We start from the raw sequence: 22,363 nt of genomic DNA, 5'->3' as shown, positions 1-22,363 counted from the left end.
TAAAATGAAAACAGTACCTATAATTATATCGATTTTATTTGGTGTCTTGATTTGTAAGGCGCAAACGCCACAGCTTAGAATTGGATGGGATGAAAATGTGATGATATCTAAATCGACCCCAACGCTGCAGGTTGTTGGCAACCCCATGTTGCGTCCCCAGGGGGCTATGCGCCAAGGTGCCCTCAATGCGCTTAAAAATCTTGGGGCAGATTATGTACGATATGTGCCGTGGTTTCCTTACCCTAAGCTTGCTGTAGCCGAACTGAAGGCCCCTGAAAAAACCACCTCATGGGATTTTAGTTTAATAGACCCCATGACCATCGATTTTTTGGAAGCAACAAAGGGTCATCCTGTAATCATCAACTTTAGTACAATCCCCCAGTGGATGTTTAAAACCAATCAGCCTGTTACTTATCCTGACGACCCTAACCAGGTTGGCTGGGGTTATGCCGGTGGTACCGAATTGCGCGATACAACAATGAAAGAATTAACAGATTATTATGTACGATTAATAAGCTGGTACACCAAAGGCGGATTTACCGACGAATTAGGAAAATACCACAAATCTGGCTATCATTATCAAATACCTTACTGGGAGGTATTGAATGAACCCGACCTTGAGCATAACATGTCGCCGCAAACGTATACCAAAATTTATGATGCTATGGTTACAGCCATCAGGGGGGTATTGCCCAAAGCAAAATTTGTAGGGATGGCCCTTGCCTATGTAAAACCCGGATGGTTTGAATATTTCCTTAATCCGGCTAACCATAAACCAGGTATCCCAATTGATTTAATATCATACCATTGCTACGCAAATGCCAATAGCAGGCAAAAATTCGATGCTTACGAATATTCTGTTTTTGATAAGGCCGAAAGCTTTGTGAATACCGTTAGTTATATCGAAAACATTCGTAAACGCCTTGCGCCCAATACCAAAACCGATATCAATGAACTGGGCACGTTTGTAAGCGACGAAATGCGCAACCAACCAATAACCCCTGCTTATTGGAACCTATCGGCAAGTGTGTATGCTTATTTTTTTATCGAGCTCTCAAAAGCAGGTATCGATATCATTGGCGAATCGCAATTGGTTGGTTTTCCAACACAATTCCCGGATGTGAGTATGATAAATTACCAAAACAATAAGCCCAATGCGCGGTATTGGGTATTAAAATTGATTAAAGACAATTTTACGCCCGGCAGTAAACTGGTTAAAACATTTTTGGACGACAATAATGGCGATGATATTTTAGCACAAGGCTTTGTAACGCAAGGGGTAAAAAAGGTATTGCTTTTAAATAAAAGGAACAGGGCAATCAACGTAAAACTACCTGCAGATTTCAAGGGGGCTAAGGTGAGCGCCATAGATATGGAATCTGGCGATAATGAAGCACCTGTAGCAACTATCAATGGCGAAGAAACAGAGATGAAAGCATTTGCTGTTAAGGTGATTACACTTGGTAACTAATTGCTTACGCACTTAACAACTTCCTTACCTGGTGGGACCAAATAGTTTTAAACAACACCCACATCGGTCGGGATATATTACCCATAACCACTGAGTTTGGCCCCGAACCGTACATGCCCAAAATCCCATTTAGTTAACACTCAAATAGTAGGCCTTTTAAGCGCACTTATTCAAATAAAAGCCCCAGTTTTTTTCGGCCGGCCCTACATTCAGATATTTTTGGTAATTCTGCATTGCTTACAGGTAAATATACGCCTAATTAATAGGTATACATATTAACTGTTACTGGGCCCAGTAATCCCGATGGTTCCAAACCCTTTCCCGCATCTGGTCCAAACAAGGCTGCTGTTTTCCTTTTATCGGCAGGTAATTTGGCATCGCCCAACAAACGGTTTACCCAGGTATTCACAATTTTAATTTGCAGCTGATTTTTGCCCGGCCGCAATGCTTTTGTAATATCCAAACGGTATGGCGGTGTCCATGCGCCACCCACTTCAATACCGTTTACTGTTATTTTGGCTATATCCCGGGCAAGGCCAAGGTCAATTACATAGTTTGTACCGCTTTGAATCTTATCTATGTTGATGGTGTTTCGATAGTATGCAGCACCCGAATAGTATTTGACGCTATCATTTGCATTAAGCGACCAATCGGTTAACGTACCGAATGTTACCGGTTTTGCGGGCCCACCCATGGTATTATCAAATGTTACGGCCCATGGTGTTGCTATACCTATGCTTTGCTTAGGCTCAGGGTAGTTTGATCTTGTTGTATCGCCGCCTGCCCCATCTTTCCTGAAAATAACAAAGGCACTTTCATTGGCCGCAAGCTTTAAAGGTATGGTGGTATGGGTTGCTGTTGAATGGAATGATGGCAAATTGCGTACGGTGCCAGTCACGGCATCCCAAAGTTCGGGCTTTTTGCCGGTTACCCTAAACTGGGCGGCAATGGTAATCGTTTCATTTTTTTGGTTCGATATAAAATAAACCGATCCATTGTTCAGTTTCCTGTGGATAAACAATACCGGGTCGTTCTTTTCTGTTTTAAAATCCGGGACAACCCCTATCAGGTTCAAGGCTTCCTGCATATCCATGCCGCTAATTACAAGGCCTTTGCCATAATGATTTACCTTATTTGTTGTACCATTAATATTACCCCACAACTCAGCTGCCATTAACTTTACCTGTTTATCTGCTTGTGGATAGCCCTGCAAACTTGGCGACCTTTCCGGTTTCGGCCCCAATATCACAGCTCCGTTGCGCACCAACTCCCTTATCTTAGCCAATAACTCCGGGCGAATGGTGCTAAGCTTAGGCATAACCAAAATGCTGTAGCTTATCCCGTTCGGCAAGCTGAGCTTTCCATTTTTTACCGAAAGACTCCCCTTTATCACGTCGCCGTTAATATAATCAAATGAATAGCCCTTAGGCAATTCGGGATCTGTGACTCCCATTATCCTTGGGGCATCCTCGCCTATAAAGTAGGCGGCATCAGCTGCATATTGGCCTTGCTGCAACATAAAATTGCACCGCTTTAAATATTTTAAAAATACATCCATATCAAAAAACCATGTATTCCCCCGGTTAAACTCAGTGCCAAACCAGGCACTGATACCCGGTTTCGGGTCATCCTCGGGCTGGTGTATAAAAACATGCAGCAAGGTGTTATTTATGCCGTCAGTAAAAAAGCGGTCACCGCGTGCCTTTAAATTTCCGGGGTACTTGCGCCAGGGAGCCCCCGCCGAAGTAAATGATTCGGCAGATACTTTAACCTTGCCATAAATGTGCGCAACCGAAGAGGCCGCCCGGTTTTCAAACATACCCAAACGCCCGTCAAGCCAAAATTCGCCCGCCACTTCGTCCGACTGGCCTCCGTATTGTAAAAACTCAGCCGGAAACCCAAAATAACCGTATGGTTCAAGCCAGGTGGTAAGCCCATGCTCATGACTTTTCCTGGTAAGGCCGCCCACGTATTTAAAAGCAGCATCATCTGCTATTAGTCGCCTAAGATCCCACAAAAAACGGTCAGACATCACAGCGCTGCCAACCACTTTACCCTGTAAAACCGGTATAAATGGAGTAGCATCATAATTGTACTTCTGTTTAAATTCCTGTAACAGCAAATCGGTCCAGTTTTGGCTGCCCGTTTCGTAACTATCGGCCACTACCACGGTAAGGGTTTTACGATCTTCTGGCGGAATACGCTTTAATACCTGACCCACATAATTATCAAAATGTTCATTAATGTGCCGGCTACTCATTTTGTCTGTTTCAAAGCCCGTTGCCTCGGGCGTTGCAGGCACGTTGTGCATGTTGGTGGGCACCATTCCGGTGCGTTCAATTATCCAGTTGCCGGCAGGCACCTGCCAGTTAAGCGTACCATCGGCAGCCATGTATTTTGAAACATCTATCACCTGCGCCTGGTTTATAATATATTTTGATTGCTCATTCGGTTGCAGATTCCAGAGATAGGCATTCCAGGTAAGGTCTTCGGTTTGCCAGGCTTTGGCCAGCGTTTTTTCCATATAACTATCAACCACCGCCGTTGGCGACATTTTCAATTCTGTTATGCCCGAATTACCGGAGATGTTGGTGAACAATAATCTAAAACCTGTAGCAGTAGTTGCCGGTATGGAAATTGCCGATTTGGCCCAGGGCAAAAAACCAAAGTTTAACGCCGGGCTTCGCCTGTCGATAATAAAATGCTTAACAGTAATATATTCACCCTTCGTTTTCACCTGTATATCTCCTTCCAGATAAACCGGCTGATGCGTTGTGGAGATGGTTATACTGCGCACGGTGTATGGCTTTTGCGTATTGATATCTATCGACAGTTGCTGGCCCTGTTTAAAATGAACCCCGGTAGCCAGGTTATTATCCATCAGGTTGTTCAGCGAATCGATCCCTTGTACTGACGATAGCCGGGGTTTTACTTCGCTGATATCTGCGCCATAATCGGCCGGAACAGGATAAGCCAGAACCTTTACATCCTGAAAGTTTGATTGAGATACAGGCAACTGCTTGTTATAAAGTAAAGGCCCCTTTACCAATACTTCCGATGATGTTAAATAGCGCATACTTTGCCCCGGTTTAACCCACGGCCCGCCGGCCTGGCTCCATCCCGGTCCGTTGAACAGCCCAATTTTTATATTTAAACGCGCTGCCGTTTTAAGTGCTGTATGTAAAATATCCCACCACTCATCCGAAAGAAATTTAACCTCCCCGTAAGGCACGTCGTTTAAACCAATATCGCCTAAAAATGCCCTGTTAATGCCCACCTTTTTCATGGCCTCCAGGTCTTTCACCACCCCGGTTTTTGAAACATTACCCGACAACCAATACCAGTAAACACTGGTCTGTATAGAATCCGGAATCATTTTAAAATCTTTTTCAATTGCATCAAACTTTGTTGACCTGGGCGGAGTAATGCTATTAGCATTTTGACCTTTGGTTACCTGGGTGATGAAAAAAAGCAAGAGCAGCGACAGGCTACTTTTTATTGATATCGTCATAAGTTTTTTATAAATATAACTGGCGACTTTCGGTTATTTAATGTTGATGTATTGTACCGATTTTACGTGAATAGCTCCAAAAAAAGAAGCGCAGGGTTTCTCCTGCGACTTCCGTGCATGCGGTTATTCTCAATAAACAACCAACGTCATGCCTTGTTAACCAATAACATTCTTTTAAATTTTGTCAAATTACAGTGTTTTTCAGTGGCTAACTACAAACCATACGTGCTTATTTCTCCCATTACCATATAGCTTAGCGGGCCGCTTATGCCAACAAATTTAAAATACCTTGCCCTTGGATTATTAGGGGTCAAATACCGTTGTTCGCCATTAATTAAACGGTTAAAATTAAACGTGCCCTGGTTTACCCAGTTTGTGTTATCGGTGCTGGTAAAAAACTGAAATTTATCTGGCCCACGGTCGTCACCCCCGTTTTCAAAAGTGGTACGCCAAACGCCAAATTGGGTAATTGTTCTTTCTATCCCCATGTCTATTGTTGCAAAATGCGGGTAGCTTGAACACCCGGCGCAGGTATGCCAGCGTGTTGCGTCGGTACCGTCAATAAAATTGGTTACCGCATTATCTCCTGCTGAGTGCTGCGTTGAATAATCAATGATCTTCCAGTCTTTTTTGTCAAATGCAAATAATCCTCCATCTGAATAACCGGTGTAAAAATTGTCGATACTCAGCGAATCGGGTTTAAATATTGTCCTGAACTTATAATTTGTATTGGGTTTAATATCGGTAATTTCAGAGGTTTTCTGGTCCACCGAAAATACCTGTGATTTCACATTACCGGCAACGTCTGTGTACTTAACTTCTGATGCAAAAGCGCCGTTTGATACATCGGCGCCGCCCCAATTGATGGTAAGCTTACCTTTAGCATTTAAAACCGTTGAATTTACAGGCCTGGTTAACAGTTGTGCCTGGTATTTAACGCCATAAGAGCCGCCTACTACCTCGACAGGTATGGATGAATTCCCCTTCCCGTCATAGGTACGGATAACAAACGTATAGCTTTTTTCGTCAAGGTTGTTGATCATCGCGCTTACGGTATCCCCTGCAGGCGGGATATCAACAGACAAAGAATCCTTAAAATTATTCCAGAAAATTTTGGCTTTTATTACCGTTGGGTCCGATCCCCTTAGCCACGCTATCTTTATCCTGTTAAGGCCAGAGTAAGCTTTTGGTGCAGTAGCTTTCCCGGTGTAGGTTAATCCACCCGGAACTACAAATTGTTTGTAGGTTGCATCCATTTTGGTACAAGCTGCAAAAACACAAATAGTAATGAATACTATTAGTCCGATATGCAATATCTTTTTCATTATATGATTTTTACGATTAATTAAGTAAAATACCTATTGTACTATCTGGCCAAAAAACGTCATCTCCATGATTACCACCTGGCCCGGACTGCTGTATGTTTCCAGCGATTTTAAACGCAGGTAACGTGCTGCGGGCGGCTGCACATCAAAATTAAAATCGGCACCCAGGTTGGTAGCATAATTGATATCCTCGTTGGTTTTTTGGCCCAGCGGCAAGCCCGATGGTTTAAATGTTGTAAAATTGCCCAGCAAGGTCCACTGTGTCCATCCGCCATCCGGATCGGGCGAATTTGATCCCCATAGTTCAAAGTTTTTTAAACCCGATCCTGTATAACAATGGTCATTGGGCTCCATCCACATTTTAAACCTGCTCATCAACACCTTTTTACCCAAATCAATGGTGATCCATTGCGGCAGCGACGAGGCATTTGATGAAGCGTAAATCCGCCTGTCGGCCAATCCGTTCCATATATTTTCGATGTTAAAACCCGGATCTGCAAGTTCAGTCTGGTCGGTTGGCAATACCAATTTACTAAAGGTATTTTTCGGAATTTCGATCTCGAATTTAGGGGTCAGTGTTTTAACCAGCGTGTCTGATTTATTATTCCAGCGATCGCGTATAAACACCGCAAATTTTTGAGGTTTTGATTCAAAGCCACGGGCGGCAAAATTACCGGCGGTGGCGGCTGTATAAAACGTGCGCACGGTTACCCAGTTGTTATTGCCGGTGGTATCCCTTAATACCACAATTGCCAAATCTGCCTTATCCGGGTTTTTAAAGGAGACGCTTACGCCGCCAAATGTTTCCGAAAAATTCGAAGTTTTAAATACTGATTTAACGGGCGGTGTTTTTGGCGTTACATCAACTGAAATAGGAGCTGATTCCTTTTCATTGTTGCCCACACTATAAACCTTTACCGCATGTTTCAATGTATCACCAAAACCTACCAAACGCAATGTATCTGTATATCTTGATGATTTTGCCTCCCTGAAAACACCCGGTTGTATTTCATATACAGCCTTTACGTAAGCCAGGTTAGGGTCGGACGGAAGCGTATAGGTTAGTATACCTCCCCCGGGAGTTGCATCAACCTTTACCGCGCTGATTTGCGCAGGAGCAGGTAAGTTTGAATCTACAAAGTCTAATCTTCCTTCTTTTGAACAACTGTACCATAAAAGGGCGACGAGCAACCCTCCTATAAAATATATTTTTTTCATTTTTACTGTTTTAATTATGTGATCAACCTGTAAATGATATTTTTACCAACCTAAGTTTTGAACTAAATTCCTGTTAGCGGTCATGTTACCTTCCGCAATAGGCCAGAAGTAGTCTTTTGCCCCAAACGTTTGGTTAAAAAGCACAGTGATGCGGTAGTAGGATATGGGGGTTGTTTGCGATAGATCCCAGCCTTTAATGGAGTTATTTAACTCTTTGGATGATTCTTTCCACCGGCGCAGATCCCACAACCGTTGCGATTCGAAAGATAGTTCGATAAGGCGTTCCTGGTGAATAATGGCGCGCATACCATCCTGGTTCTGGAATTTTACCGGATTGGTAGAGTAGTTGGTCCATGATGATGCAACGGTACCTAAACCGGCGCGTTTCCTAACCAGGTCGATATATTTATTTACCTCAGGCGACGGCCCTCCCGACTCATTCAACGCTTCAGCATAAAGCAAATACAAATCAGATAAACGCATTATAGGATAAGGATAATCAATAACCGAGTAATCGTTAGATGAGTTGATTGTATTTTGAAAATTTATCAGTTTTTTAAGGTTGTAGCCGGTTACCGTATTATAACCGTATTTGCCTTTACCATCCCGTTGTTTAAATTTCCCCTCCAGGTAAAATAGGTCCATATATTTTTTATCGTCAAAGCGTCCCTGGCCATAGTATACGCCGCCATCAAAGCCAAGGTCTGCGTAAAACCGTGGCTCCCTGTTAAAATGCAGCCCGGCGGTGGTATAACCTTTCCGTATGTACAACTTATCGGCATCCCCTGCAGTGCGTAAACCATACCGCCCGTTATAATCCCAGGTTTTATCCTCATCAATGGGTACACCATTAGCGGTATAAAACAATTCGGCAATTTTTAAAGGAGGCGAAAGTTCTCCCCTTGTAATAACGCCGTCAAGGTATAAGGGGTCCCACCAGCTTGATATCAACCGTTGTAAATCGGCCGTATTTGATTGGGTATTAGCCCAGATAATCTCGCTGTTCCATTTCTCGGTAACGGCATTTCTGATACTTAGCTGCGTTTTAATAGTATCCGTAAGGGTAAATTGTTGAAAGGCCGGGTTATAGACATACAGTTTTATACCGGCAGATTCGCACACATCTATAGCCCTTTTGCAGGCAGTAGCTGCCGAATCCCATTTTACTTTTGAATAATTGGTATTAAATAGTGGCGTCCCGTCCAGGTTTTTTAAACTGCTCTGATCGGTGTTACCATTAAATAAAGGGCTGGCTGCGGTAACCAATACCTTTGCTTTTAAGGATAATGCGATGGGCCGCGTAATGCGCCCTGCCTCGGTAGTCGGGCTGATGATTGTTAAGGGCAGCCCCGGTGCTGCTTCGTCAAGCAGCTTTGCGATGTAACTAAAGCAAGAATCTGCAGGATCACGAACTACTTTTACCTGGTTCACATCTGCCGATATAGGCAGGTTAGTTTTGATGAGCGGAATAGGCCCATACATCCGCACCAGGATAAAATGATAATAGGCTTTAAGAAATTTCACTTCCGAAATCCATCGTCTTCTTTCTGTTTCCTGCATATCGGGTACTTTCCCAATATTTTCAAGGAAAATATTGCAATCCCTGATGGCCTGGTACATTGGCTGAAACCTATCGCCCAGCGGGCCAACCTTACTCTGAAAGCCTTTGGCCATATCTAAATAGGCGCCCCTTTCAGGAATTTCCCATAGCTCATCGCCCCCAACCATCGCCGGGTCATCGCCTAACTGGCCATTTTTGGGCATAAAGGAGTAGCAAGTAAATAAAAACTTCATAGCCTGGGTACGCATGGTAAAGGCGTTATCTATGGTGGCCACGTTATCCGGAACTACATCTAAAAACTTTTTGCAGGAAGTTAATACAGCTAAAAAGAGCAATGCATAAGTTCCTGTTACAATATATTTTCTCATAATATGTGTGTTTATGAATTTAACTGGTATAAATTAATTGCGCCCTAATGCGGTATTTACCTTATTGATACGTTTAAACCAATATTAAACACGCGCTGAATAGGATAGCCAAGGCCATCGCCACCCATTTCTACATCCCATAATTTAAACTTGCTGAAATTAAGCAGGTTAGTTGCGTTCACATAGATCCTGAAGTTGGAGAGGTGCAAACTCTTCTGCAAACTTTGAGGGATCTTATACCCAAGTTCAACCTGCTTCAGGCGTAAAAACGAACCGTCGCGCATAAACCAGGTACTGGTTTGGTTGTTGTTATTGTTAATATCCGGGCTTAACCTTGGCCAAAGCGCATAAACATTACGTGAATCTTCAGACCAGTGACTATCAGCATAGGCTTTTAATAATTGTGTCTGGTTATTAAACGGTGATGTACTGTTGGCATCAATCCAAAATGATTCATTGGCCAACCCCTGGAAGAAAGCCGAAAAATCAAAATTTTTATACCCCATAGAAAATCCAAACCCATAAACAATTTCAGGTAATCGTGGATTGCCGATAGGAACACGATCTGCATCTGTAATTTGACCATCGCGGTTTACATCGGTATACTTTATATCTCCACCGCCGTAAGGGCCAAAGTTTTGTTTCGGCGAATTCAGGGCTTCTGCATCGTCAACAAATAGCCGCTCTGCAATGTATCCGTATTCCTGAAAAATAGGATTCCCTATACGGCTGCGATATTTTTCGTCATAAACCGGCTCTTCGTAAACGGTATACTTGCTCCTGGCATAAGTAAAGTTTCCGGTTGCCGAAAACCAAAAGTCTTTTCCTATATTGTCCTGGTAATCTATCGAAATATCAGTTCCTTTCCCTGCAGCTTCGCCTACGTTTGAGCGTACATCAGCAGTTAAACCCATGGTAACAGGAATTGACGCACGCGACATCAGGATGTTTTTACGCTTTTCGGAGTATATCTCGGCGTTTATCTTTAGCTTGTTAAAAAGCCCTATTTCAAGCGCAAGGTTTGTTTTTGTCGATTTTTCCCAGGTAATGTCGTCATTGGCGTACCTGGATATGTTTACACCGTTTAAATAAGTGCCTGCCCCCTGGCCGTTTCCAAAAGTAGCCCCCCGGTAATTGGCGTTCATATCCACATTAGAGAGGTAAAAGAAACGATCTGACGGCGAACCGATAGCATCGTTTCCGATAAACCCGTAAGTGGCCCTCAACCTAAGATTGTTAACAACGGGTTTAATATTCTCGAAGAATTTTTCATTGAATATACTCCAGGCAACACCGGCAGATGGAAAATATCCAAACCTGTGTTTTTGAGAAAATCTTTCAGATCCGTTATAACCAAAGTTATACTCCAAATAATAGCGGCTATCGTAATTGTAAGTTGCCCTTCCTGATACTCCTACGTTTCTGAAGGGAAGAGATTGCTGCAGATCAGGAGCATTTGCACTGATATTATTTTGTATCATATATACCAGCAAACCACTAAAGCCGTGCTTTTTAAACTGATGGTTATAACTTAACATGGATTGCGCATAGAAGGTAGAATTCAGATCTTTACCTCCCTGGTTGTAGTCAAGGTATTCTGTTGCGGTGGGTTCGTTAATATTTCTTATTGAATAGGTATTAGCAACAGGATCATACCCGGTAAGCGAATAAAAATAAGGATTGTATGACCGCCTGACATCAAAATATGATGTGCGGTTAATGTTCATCATGGCACTTAAGGAAAGCCCGTCGATAAAGCCAGACAGATCCTGCTTGGCCTCTAACTGTGCCAGCATCAGTGATCGGGAATAGTTCATATACCCTTTGGTCAAATCTGCGTAGGGATTGGTATAGCCACCCTGGTCATAATTTCCGTACATGATGTGTTTAACAAACGCATGATCAGCGTCTACCGGGTAATATTGAGGGAATAGCACAGGATTGGAGCGCATAACTTTTCTGTACATTTCCGCTCCGCCATCCAAAGGGCCGGTGTAATCGTCGAAATTGCCGCTCAAACGGACAATCATCTCCGTTGTTTTAGTTAGGTTTATGGTAATGTTGGATCTAAGCGAGTAACTTGTTAAATCAATATTATTATTAAAATTGTTCCGGTGATCAACTTTCAACATACCGTTGTCCCTGTTTACAGATCCCGAAACAAAATATTTTGCAACATCACCGCCACCGCTTACATTCAGGTTGGCGCGCTGGTTCATGGTATAATCTTTAAAAACCTGCTTCTTCCAATTGTTGGCAGGATAAATTATAGGATTTAACCCGGCCGCAGTATTTGCTATCTTCTCGTCGCTGTAAAGGGTTATGCCCAATGGGTTACGCGTTAATATCGCTTCATTGGATTGTTTCATATAAGTAACCGGATCGGCCATTTCGATATCCCGTACCGAAGTTGAAATGGAGTTTTCTAACCGGAAAGCTATTTGTGCTTTACCTACTTTACCTTGCTTGGTGGTTACCAAAATTACACCGTTGGCCCCGCGTGCGCCGTATACAGCAGTTGATGTGGCATCTTTCAGGATAGAAAAACTGGCAATATCGTCTGGTTGTAAGCGGGCCAGATCTGTTGTGCTTAGTTCCATCCCATCAATAAGTATTAAGGGATTGTTTTTGTAACCAAAGGTGGTAACACCACGGATAAAGAAATCCGCATTATCCTTGCCAGGTTCGCCACCCCGCTGAAAAGCAATAAGCCCTGCGGCGCGGCCCGCCAACGCTGTTGTAAGGTTGCTTGATGGAATTTTAAGCTCGGATAGTTTAATGGAAGTAACCGAGCCAACCAAATCGGTTTTCTTTTGTGTACCAAAGGCCACTACAACCACCTCGCTTATTGAATTCTTATTGGATTTTAGCAATACATTGATGACGGTTTTTCCATCTACAGGCACTTCCTGCGTAATATAGCTAACAAAAGAAAATACCAGTACCGCATTATCATTGGGTATATCCAGCACAAACTTTCCGTTCTCATCGGTTTTTGTTCCTAAACCGGTGCCCTTTATCTTGATGGTTACACCAGGCAAGGTGCCAAGCGAATCCCTCACTGTTCCGGTTACCGTAACTTTTTGATTTTCGTCCTTTACTTCGTCAAACACTGCCGTCGGGGGCTTCATTTTAACAATAATGGTTTTTCGCTCAATGAGGTAGGTAACGGGTTGCCCGTCGAAACATTTTTGCAGCACATCATCAACAGCTGCATTTTTTAGATCGAGGCTGATCAATTTGGTTTCTTTAAGAACATTGGGATTGTAAAGCAGATTTAAGCCTGTTTGTGCCTTTATCTCCTTTAAAACATTTTCAAGCGTTGCCCCCTTTACTGCCAGGTTTACTTTTTGCCCGTAACTGGCAGCACTAACCTGTAGCAGAGTGGCAATTATTAAAATAATGGTAAGCTTCATTATCTTGATGAATTGGAGCATTACGCGGGAATTTATGCCGCAACAAAATGCCGTATAAGTTTTATACATTTGGAATTAGGTTTATGAAATGAAAGTTGTTTCTATAACGGGAATGATTTCAATAGGCCAACGTTGACCAGGGTTGTCGCAAGCATCCCTGGTTTTGTTTTTACCTTGAGGCTTAGTAAGGTTAATTCATAGTCCTTCTCCTTTCATTTTCTTAGGCTGGTTATTGTTTTCTTTTATTGAAAACCCATTTATAGCTTCCTGGCAACCGTGTTATTTTAACAAAACGGCACACCACACAGCTCATTTAGGTATTGGTTATTGTAAAGACGGGGATGGCGGATAAAAGGGGGGGATCAATTTATTATTAATAAACTATCACACTCAATATTAACCTGAACCTTATAAATAGAGCATAAGCATAGTAATATAAGATCATCGAAGTGATTCATTCGGACCAGATAGATTGGGATTAAAGAAATTGTTTTTTAAATAACGGCGATCAACAACTATAGCTGTTATAGTTAGTATTTAAGGTTGTGGGTAAATGATTGGCGGAAAATATTAAAACACGGTAATCTTTCGCTCCTTTATGGCAAACGAAACACTGCCGGTTAACTGTAGCATCTTCAGTACTTCGGTTACGTTGCTATATTTTGATATCACGCCTGAAAAAACCTTACCACGCATATCTCCACGGTAATCCACATCAATGTTATACCACCTGGCAATTTTTCGCATTACCACATAAATATCTTCATTGTCAAATTGAAAAAAGCCGTTTTTCCACGCAGTTGCCGAAGCGGTATCAGCTGCACTAACCTTTATGTTACCACGATCCAGGTTTGCCTGCTGCCCCGGCCTGAGCATTGCTGATGAGGGGGACGTTTGCTGGCCATCTCCGTTAAGCGTATTCACTTTTACCGACCCTTCAAGCAAGGTTGTTTTCACACTGCTCTCTTCCCGGTAATCATTTACATTAAACCTGGTACCTAATACCTCTATCTGTTGGCGGCCGCTCAAAACAACAAAGGGCATCTTTTCAAACTTATTTGCCTTTTTCAGGGGAATAAAAACTTTCGTCACCTCAAAATAAGCCTCGCCGGTTAACTCAACCAAACGTTTATCTGCCGCAAATTGCGCCGGGAATTTTATGGACGATGCAGCATTTAACCACACCTTTGATCCATCCGGAAGCACAACCTCATATTGGCCGCCATCGGGTGTTGTAATCGTGTTATATAAAGGCACTGCTGATGCGGCACTGCCTGCTTCGCCGGAAGCATTGGCCTGGTAAACCACCAGCCCCTCTTTTGTTTTTGTGATAGTGAAATTCGATTGGGCGGCTATGGCTCCGTTAGCCGCGTCTTCTAAATTAATTTTTTGACCGTTGCTTAAAGTTAAAACGGCCTTATTGCCGCCAAACGTAATTTTTTGCTGATGGTTATTTGCCACCAAATTTGCCGGCTTATTTTTTTTGAAAACATAGGCTCCAATAGCCAAAAATAACAGCATGGTAGCCGCTGCATACCATTTGTATAAATGGCGGACATTTTTTTTGTTGATTTTTTTTGTTGGCAAACCAGAATTTAAAATCGCCTCCAATTTAAGGTTCAGCAATTCTTCAGACACCTCGTTTGGGTTTACACCCTGCTCCGTTTGCTGCAATTGCTCTTCTGCCAATTGGCGGAACATACCGTCATAAGATCTGTCTGACAGCAACTTCAACAGCAAATCTGCTTCCTTTTCAGTGCATTCATTTTTTACCAGTTTTTCAAACAGAAGTGATAATTCCCTGTAGTTCATCTATCAGCAGTTATACTATTTTACTAAAGACGTAATTAAAATAAATATGGGGGGCTCAATCAATCGAATTAAAAAACTGCGCACCAATTAATTGGACAAAACTATGTAAAAACAACACATCAAAAAGGTAACAATTTCCATGTTTTTGACCATGTAAGATTTCACAACGTTTTTTGCTTTAGATAGATATTCCTTTACGGTATGGGGAGATATGCCAAGTTTTGTGGCGGTTTCTTTATAGCTAAATCCATCAAGCTTACAAAGTTGATAAACCTGGCGCTGTTGTGGCGAAAGTTCTGCCAAAGCCTGTAGCAGCAGATTTTCGCTTTCTTTAAAAAATATTTTTTCTTCTATGTGCGAATAATGCTCGGTAATAGTCGATTTAAAGTGGGCCGTCATTTTCCGGTCGCTTTCCAGCTTTCTATAAAAATCACACACCAAATGCGAACCTGCCCTGTATAAATAACCCGAAAAATCGCGCTCATAGGTAATAGTCTCGCGCTGATGCCAGATCCGTGAAAATAAAACCTGGATCATCTCTTCTACAACCTCCTTGTCCTTCACCATCTTAAACATGTTGGCGTACATTTTAGGGCTGTATTTATGATACAACTGGGTAAATGCCAAAACACTCCCACTTTTGAGTAGTGCGGTAAGCTCTTTATCCGTTTGGCTAAGAGAAGAACTCATAGTGTTTTTTTCATTTGAAGTTGCAAAGCAAGGTTTGGTTACACCCGTTATCCGTTTAAAATATGGAATGGTTTTTATTGGTTACACAATAATGCATAACATAAATATTAAAACCATCCCTATCTATCTGTATCATCCGGCACCAGTTCATGGGGTTGAATAATTCTTTATTCCATTAATCTTCAACATAAATTGCACTGCTGTATGACGAGAATCGATAAAATAACAATCAACTAACAGTCAAATACTTACATATAGTTCAATAAAACGTTTGTGCTTTTTGATAAAACACAAAACATTCGCTTATCGTTGAAAATGATAAGCGCCGCCTTGAACAGAAAATTTTTGATAGGTTTTACCTAACGCATCGGGCACAAAAATATCAGCAGTTGTGTTTTGTGGGATGGTAACCGACATATCAAGCTTGCCGCCTTCTATTTTCCACTTACTGCTAATGTGTCCGTACGGGCAATCGTAACCGCCCTCGGCCCAGGTTAGGCCGCCGCCGATAGCCGGCTTAATAATTATTTTTTTATAACCGGCCTCACCAGCCTGTATGCCGGCTATGTTTTGATACATCCAATCGCCAATGGCGCCATAAGCGTAATGGTTATAGGAGTTCATAGACGATTCCTCGAAGCTGCCATCGGTCCTGATGCCATCCCACCTTTCCCAAATGGTTGTGGCCCCTGCCTTGATAGGGTATAACCATGACGGATAGGTATCCTGTAACAACAACCTGTAAGCCACATCCGCATGGCCAAACTTGCTAAGGGCATCGCAAAGGTACGGGGTACCTAAAAAGCCCGTTGTAAGGTGATAATCATACTGCTTTATATTTTTAACCAGCCGCCCGGCAGCCTGTTGCCTTAGCGGTACCGGCAGCATATCAAATTCAAGCGCCAGTACATAGGCTGTTTGTGTATCAGATGATATCAACCCATTTGGCGTAACATATTCCTTTACGAAGGCATTTTTTATCCTTTGCAATAATTGCGTATAATACTGTTCGTCGGCCTTTTTGTTCAGGACTTTGGCGCTGTTAAGTAATATCTGTGTTGAATAGGAATAGAAACATTGGGCAATTAAATATTTATTGGTGATGGCAGATGTACCGTCCCTGTCGTTGTTCACGCTGTAAAACAGCCAGTCGCCAAAATGATTTCCGGTAACCCAAAGGTCGTTTTCGGTTTGCTTTTCAATGTACTTAACCCAGGCTTTCATACTCGCGTACTGATTTTCCAGAACCTGTTTATCACCATAAGCTGAGTAAACCGTCCAGGGTACAATGGTTGATACATCACCCCAGCCGGTACTGCCGCCAACTTCATTATTGCCGTTAGTAAAAACATCGGGGATGATGTAAGGGATACTTCCGCTGGGGTATTGGTCGGCAGCCACATCTTTAAGCCATTTGGTAAAAAAGTTGTGCACGTTCATGTTGTACGATGCCGTGCGCGAAAAAACCTGCGCATCACCCGTCCAGCCCAGCCGTTCATCGCGTTGCGGGCAATCAGTAGGCACATCTAAAAAATTGCCCCTTTGCCCCCATTGAATATTGTGCTGTAATTGGTTAAGGGATGGGTTTGAGCATGCAAAACTCCCCGTCACCTTCATATCAGAATATAAGGCTATCCCGGTAAAATCGGCCGGATTTAATTCGCCTTTAATGCCTGCTACCTTAATATACCTGAAACCCTGCCAGGTAAACTGCGGTTCGAAAGTTTGCTTGCTGTTATCTTTTAAAATGTAAATATTCTGGGCTTTGGCGGCACGCAGGTTTTCGGTATAAAAATTACCGGCCTTATCTAATACCTCGGCGTGCGATATCATAATGGAATCGCCGGCATGGCCCTGAACGGTAACTTTTACCCAACCTACCAGGTTTTGACCAAAGTCGATCACTTTTTCGCCCCGTGGAGTGGTGATGATTTTAATGGGCTTAAATGTTTCATGCTGCCTAACCGGTTCATTAATGGTGGCCACCAGGTTGTTTTTATCCAGGGACTGTACTTTTACATCCTGCCAGTCCCGGTCGTTAAAACCGGCTTCCGACCAGCCCTGCCGGGCAAGCCGGGTATCAAGAATACAGCCATCGTAAATTTCGGCAAAGCGCAGGGCGCCGGTAGATGACTTCCAACTTTCGTCGGATACAATTAGTTTTTCGGTGCCATCGGTGTAAACTATTTTCATTTGCAGCAAAAGCGCAAGGTTTTTCCCGTAAAAATCCGGTCGTGGATTGTATGGCCCCAGCGGGCTGCGGTACCAGCCACTGCCAAGCGACACTCCAATAGCATTATCACCCGATTTTAAAAGGTCCTTAACATCATAAGCCTGGTATTGCAGCCTTTTGTTGTAGCTTGTCCACCCGGGTGTCAGGTAGGCATCACCCACCTTTTTGCCATTTATTTGGGCCTCATAAAAGCCATGGGATGTGATGTATGCTGTTGCCTTGCTAATCTGTTTGTTTAACAAAAAACCGGCCCTTAATAACGGAACAGGGCCATTCACCACATCGGGTGTTGAAGGGCCTATCCATTTTGCCTGCCAGTCGGCCGGGGATAATAGCCCCATCGTCCATAAGGCAGGTTCGCTCCAGGCAGACTGCTTACCGCTGATGTCCCAGGTCCTTACCTTCCATGAATAACTATGTCCCGATTGCAACGTTTGGCCACCGTATGGCACATACAACGTTTGGCTTGATAACACCTTACCGGTTGACCATAAACTAACGGGCTTGCCACCCTCAGCATCAATAGCATCCACCTGCACCTCGTAAGCGGCCTGGCTATTGGCCTTGCTGCCATTTGGGGCCAGCTGCCAGCTAAACCGGGGGCTACGGGCATCAATGCTGATGGGATTTTTCTGATCTTCGGTTAAAAGATTGGTAGCGGTTACCTGTGCTGTACCAATTTTGCATACTAATAAAAAACAGGCCGTGGCAAGGATTATTCTCATATATAGGTTAATGTTTTTACGATCTAAGGTTATCTAAAGTCGACCATCAAAAACCGGGATAGCCTGGTTAGCGGCCATGCTGGCATAGTTTGTTTTCCAACTTCATCTTTATCCTTCAGAAACAAATGGGTTATAACAGGCTTTGTTAGTTAAACACGCCACAAAGGGCACAACCGGTTGTCAAAAGCCAAAACAATTCAATTACAATCACTCGAAACAACACGTATTCAACAATATTTTATCATTGGTTGCCAACCCGGCAATTCGATAGATTATAAATGGTTAATCAAAATTAATTTAAGCAGATATGATAACCGTCCCCTTCTGTCCTGCAAGACAGAGAGCCTTTGTATAGCTATTTGCTGTTCAAAAGCGCTTCAGGAAAAGCGTGACTACCAATAAAAAAGAGCAAATTCCAGGTTGAAATTTGCCCTTTTTTATTGGTGGCTAAGGTCGTTGTCTGTTTTTGTTTGACTTACCCTTATCTGAGTTTTACCGGCCGGGCTGATATCGGGTTTGCGTTGCCCATTTAGCATCAGGTGTATCCTGCATAAAAAATTCCAGGCTACCGCCGTTCATGATCTCCTGATAGCTGATGTAATTACGCAGGCTTAGCTTCCCGTTCCGCTTAACCTGGTAAATGTATGCTGAATTTTTACTTTTCTTGTGGCAGGTTATGGTGGTGCTTTTCCCATTGGGCAGCTTCAATATTACTTTATCAAAAATTGGCGAACATAATACAAATTGGCCCGATACCGGGTTTACCGGGTAAAAACCCATGGATGCAAACATATACCAGGCCGACATTTGCCCGGCATCGTCATTACCTCCCAAACCACCCGGCCCATCACTATACTCCGTTGCAAGTATCTCCCTAACCTCTTGCTGGGACTTCCAGGGAGCGGCGGTATAATTGTACATAAAAGGTATTTGATGCCCCGGCTCATTGCCGTGCCAGTATTCTTTTTTCAAAAACAAACTATCCAATGCCGATTCCAGTTTAGCGGGCCCACCCATCAGTTGTGCAAGGCCCGGAATATCCTGGGGCACGTAAAATGTATATTGGCGGGGCGTACCCTCGGTAATATAGCTTTCTTTTTTATCGGGGTTATAATCCGCTATCCAACTGCCATTGGCGTAGCGGCCACGTACCATGCCCGTTGCCGGGTCAAATACATTTTTATAGTAACCCGCTCGTTGTATCAGCAATTTATAATCTGCTGTTTTATTTATTTGTTTCGCAAATTGCGATAAGGCATAATCATCATAAGCATACTCCATTGTACGGCTAACCTGCTCTTTTTTATGAAAGGCATCGGGCACGCTATCTTCCAGGGGTATGTAGTGATATTTTAAATAGCTGTCCAAAGCCCGGCGGCCTTTGCCTTCTATATAATCAGCTTTATTGGCAGGGATGTCAAAAGCGTTGTGCCGCAATAAACCATAAGCTTCGTTTACATCATAATCGCGGATGCCTTTAAGATAGGCGGAGCTAATTACCGAAGCCGTATGATCGCCTATCATTTCTGACGTGTAATTGTTCCAGCAGGGGAATATAGGCATCCAGCCTCCTTGCCTGCCTTTAATAATCAGCGAGCGTACCAGGTCATTTACAAAAGCAGGTTTCAGTATTTCATACAAAGGAATTTCGGCACGGTAAATATCCCACATCGAAAAATCGTCATAATAATTGCCCTTAGTTAACTTTGCTGTTTTGTAACTGGTGGCAAACATAGGATAGCGGCCATCCACATCGTTAAACAACCTGGGTTGCTGCATGGTGTGATAATAGGCCGTGTAAAAAATATTTTTATCCTTCAGGTTATCTGTTACTACGCTAATTTGGCTTAAGGCTTTTTGCCAAACCGCCTTACACGTAACAACTGCATTATCGAAATCAGCGCTGGGCATTTCTGCCTGTAAATTTTTACGGGCACCATCCAGGCTGGTAAATGATGTACCTATGCGGATTACCAGCTTTTCGCCCTTGTTCATTTTAAAGCCAACAAAAGCGCCTAAGCCCGGCATGTCTTTCAGGCTTGTGGCTGATAAAATCTTCTCCCCGGTAAAAGTCCCCGCGCGATCGGCCTGTTTTTCAAACCGGATTACAAAAAAGCCATTAAAACCCGCGCTTTTGCCCCATCCCTGGTAAATGCGATGCGCCGGGTTGTAACCGCATATTTCTCCGCGTTGGGCATCCACCTGTATGTAGCCTTCGTGCCTGTCGCTGTTGGGCGTAATCAGTAAATAAAGGCTATCTGCCTTATCCATTGTAAACTGCATTATACCACAGCGTGGGGTGGCGGTTACGGCGGCATGTACGTTATATTCGGCTAAATTAACCTGGTATAAATAGGGGGTTAACAGCTCATCGGTGTGTTTAAACGAGGTTTGGTAATTGTTGGTCTTTAATTTCCCGGTTATGGGCATAATGGTAAAGCTGCCATAATCCTGCGTGCAGGAACCACTTAACCAATGCGAGCCACGCAGGCCGTAAAACAGGCTATCTTTATAAAGATACGGTGGTACGCACTTATTTTCCGTTGCCTGGGTTTCCGGCGTCCACTGCGTCATGGCGAATGGTGTGGTTACGGCAGGGATAGTATTGGCCTGCGAGGCCCCGTAGCCCGCACCATGCTTTAGTGCCGATGCCGTTGTGGCAACAGCGGTACCCGCCAGGGGTTGCACATATTTAACAACATCCTGCGCAAATGCAGATGCCGATGCAACCGACAGCAACAAAGTAAAATATAAACGTAGTCCTTTAAATAGTATCATATAGCCCCCTCTAAATCTCCCCCGGTTGGGGAGACTTTTTTGAAATGAATTGTTATATTTTTAAAAATATCTTATTACGATATAAAAAGTATAGTAGGGCGAGTTGCACAATCACGATGCTTATGGCCTGCCAAACCGCTTGCCATAGCGGCGATACGTACTGGATCAGCCCGCCAAAAAAGTAATGGGCGGTATGCTGAAAATCGATCATGCCTTCGGATGCCAGGTAAATAAGGATTGAATTTACCCCGATAAGCACAAAAGGGAAAGCCCATTTGCGATAGCCGGCCACATCGATAATCAGATAAAATACAGACAGGAAAACCAAACTCCATCCACCTACAAATAAAACAAAAGAGCTTGTCCAGAGGCGTTTATTGATAGGGAAGGTCAAATTCCATACGGCGCCGATAGCAATTAATAGTAGCCCACCCACAAATAGCGCCACACCCTTTTTCCACATGGGCCATTTTACCGATTGGTATTTTAAAAACTGACCGGTAAAGATGCCCAGCATGGCTGTGCCAATTGCCGGGATGGTTGATAACACCCCTTCGGGATCATGTATTTTATCATGTAAGCGGCCGGGAAGTAATAAACGATCGACATATGATTCCAGGCTGCCATTCATGGTTAAAACTCCTGCGCCATAACCCGGCACCGGGATAAGCATCATAGCGGCCCAGTACCCTAACAATAATACAGCAAACCAGGCAAACTGCTGCCTGATATTAAAATTCAAATAAATGAGGCCTGCAAAAAACCAGGCCAGGCCGATGCGCCCTAACACGCTTGCAAAGCGCGTTTGCTCGTACCCGTTCCACTTAAAAAGGCCGTTAACAATCAGCCCTAAAAAAAGCAGGATCAAGGTACGCCGAATCATGGATAAATAGATGCTCCGCTTATCTGCTTTGGGTAAAAACTGTGCATCGTTTACCCCCGCCTTCAGCATTTTATTATGCATAGAGTATGGCATTGATACCCCCGCAATGAACAAAAACAACGGGAAAATCATATCATAAAATGTGATCCCGTTCCAATCGGTGTGGTGTAACTGGCCTGACATCCACAGTAAAACCGGCCAGTTGGTTGCCTTCGCCAGGGCGTGTATCACCCCTTCGCCACTCATTATCCAAAACATATCAAAGCCACGCAGCGCATCTAACGATAGTAAGCGGGGTAACTTTACAGGCGCGTTTTTACCGTTGCCGGTATTTATTAAAGGATCAGTTACAATTGGTGCATTGGCCATATG

At 43.4% G+C, this 22,363-nt stretch carries 11 protein-coding genes; 1 reads left to right on the top strand and 10 read right to left on the bottom strand.

Annotation, left to right across the window (positions count from 1 at the left end; all coding sequences use genetic code 11):
* Nucleotides 1–4 precede the first annotated feature (4 nt).
* Nucleotides 5–1,471, top strand: coding sequence for a GH39 family glycosyl hydrolase (locus AC1RM2_RS19785; RefSeq protein ID WP_492986885.1), 1,467 nt, complete (start codon nucleotides 5–7; stop codon nucleotides 1,469–1,471).
* A gap of 259 nt (nucleotides 1,472–1,730) precedes the next feature.
* On the opposite strand, the gene AC1RM2_RS19780 is transcribed toward AC1RM2_RS19785, so the two are convergent.
* The 10 genes from AC1RM2_RS19780 to AC1RM2_RS19735 all read right to left on the bottom strand — a co-directional run bounded on the left by AC1RM2_RS19780 (nucleotide 1,731) and on the right by AC1RM2_RS19735 (nucleotide 22,360).
* Nucleotides 1,731–4,982: a glycosyl hydrolase gene (locus AC1RM2_RS19780; RefSeq protein ID WP_492986884.1), complete on the bottom strand. Its 3,252-nt coding sequence runs from the start codon at nucleotides 4,980–4,982 to the stop codon at nucleotides 1,731–1,733.
* A gap of 212 nt (nucleotides 4,983–5,194) precedes the next feature.
* Nucleotides 5,195–6,307 (bottom strand): DUF4998 domain-containing protein, encoded by a 1,113-nt coding sequence (locus tag AC1RM2_RS19775; RefSeq protein ID WP_492986883.1) that lies wholly within the window; start codon nucleotides 6,305–6,307, stop codon nucleotides 5,195–5,197.
* A gap of 33 nt (nucleotides 6,308–6,340) precedes the next feature.
* Entirely contained in the window at nucleotides 6,341–7,525 is a 1,185-nt protein-coding gene (locus AC1RM2_RS19770; protein ID WP_492986882.1) for a DUF5000 domain-containing lipoprotein, read from the bottom strand.
* A gap of 42 nt (nucleotides 7,526–7,567) precedes the next feature.
* Nucleotides 7,568–9,454 carry a RagB/SusD family nutrient uptake outer membrane protein gene (locus tag AC1RM2_RS19765; RefSeq protein ID WP_492986881.1) on the bottom strand — a complete coding sequence of 629 codons (1,887 nt, stop codon included), beginning with the start codon at nucleotides 9,452–9,454 and terminating at the stop codon, nucleotides 7,568–7,570.
* A gap of 56 nt (nucleotides 9,455–9,510) precedes the next feature.
* Nucleotides 9,511–12,870: a TonB-dependent receptor gene (locus tag AC1RM2_RS19760; protein WP_492986880.1), complete on the bottom strand. Its 3,360-nt coding sequence runs from the start codon at nucleotides 12,868–12,870 to the stop codon at nucleotides 9,511–9,513.
* Between the two features lie 570 nt (nucleotides 12,871–13,440).
* On the bottom strand, nucleotides 13,441–14,682 hold the full coding sequence (locus AC1RM2_RS19755) for a FecR family protein (RefSeq protein ID WP_492986879.1): 1,242 nt from the start codon (nucleotides 14,680–14,682) through the stop codon (nucleotides 13,441–13,443).
* A gap of 87 nt (nucleotides 14,683–14,769) precedes the next feature.
* On the bottom strand, nucleotides 14,770–15,372 hold the full coding sequence (locus tag AC1RM2_RS19750) for an RNA polymerase sigma factor (protein WP_492986878.1): 603 nt from the start codon (nucleotides 15,370–15,372) through the stop codon (nucleotides 14,770–14,772).
* 303 nt (nucleotides 15,373–15,675) lie between these two features.
* Entirely contained in the window at nucleotides 15,676–18,330 is a 2,655-nt protein-coding gene (locus AC1RM2_RS19745; protein WP_492986877.1) for a family 78 glycoside hydrolase catalytic domain, read from the bottom strand.
* A 492-nt stretch (nucleotides 18,331–18,822) separates the two neighbouring features.
* Nucleotides 18,823–21,108, bottom strand: coding sequence for a GH92 family glycosyl hydrolase (locus tag AC1RM2_RS19740; RefSeq protein WP_492986876.1), 2,286 nt, complete (start codon nucleotides 21,106–21,108; stop codon nucleotides 18,823–18,825).
* A 52-nt stretch (nucleotides 21,109–21,160) separates the two neighbouring features.
* The gene (locus AC1RM2_RS19735) at nucleotides 21,161–22,360 is read right to left on the bottom strand and encodes an acyltransferase family protein (protein ID WP_492986875.1); all 1,200 of its coding nucleotides are present in this window, start codon (nucleotides 22,358–22,360) and stop codon (nucleotides 21,161–21,163) included.
* Nucleotides 22,361–22,363 lie beyond the last annotated feature (3 nt).

Source organism: Mucilaginibacter sp. GW822-FHT03E02, assembly GCF_058801545.1.
Note: the sequence above shows the minus strand (reverse complement) of the source record. Positions and strands in the feature narration are given on the sequence as shown.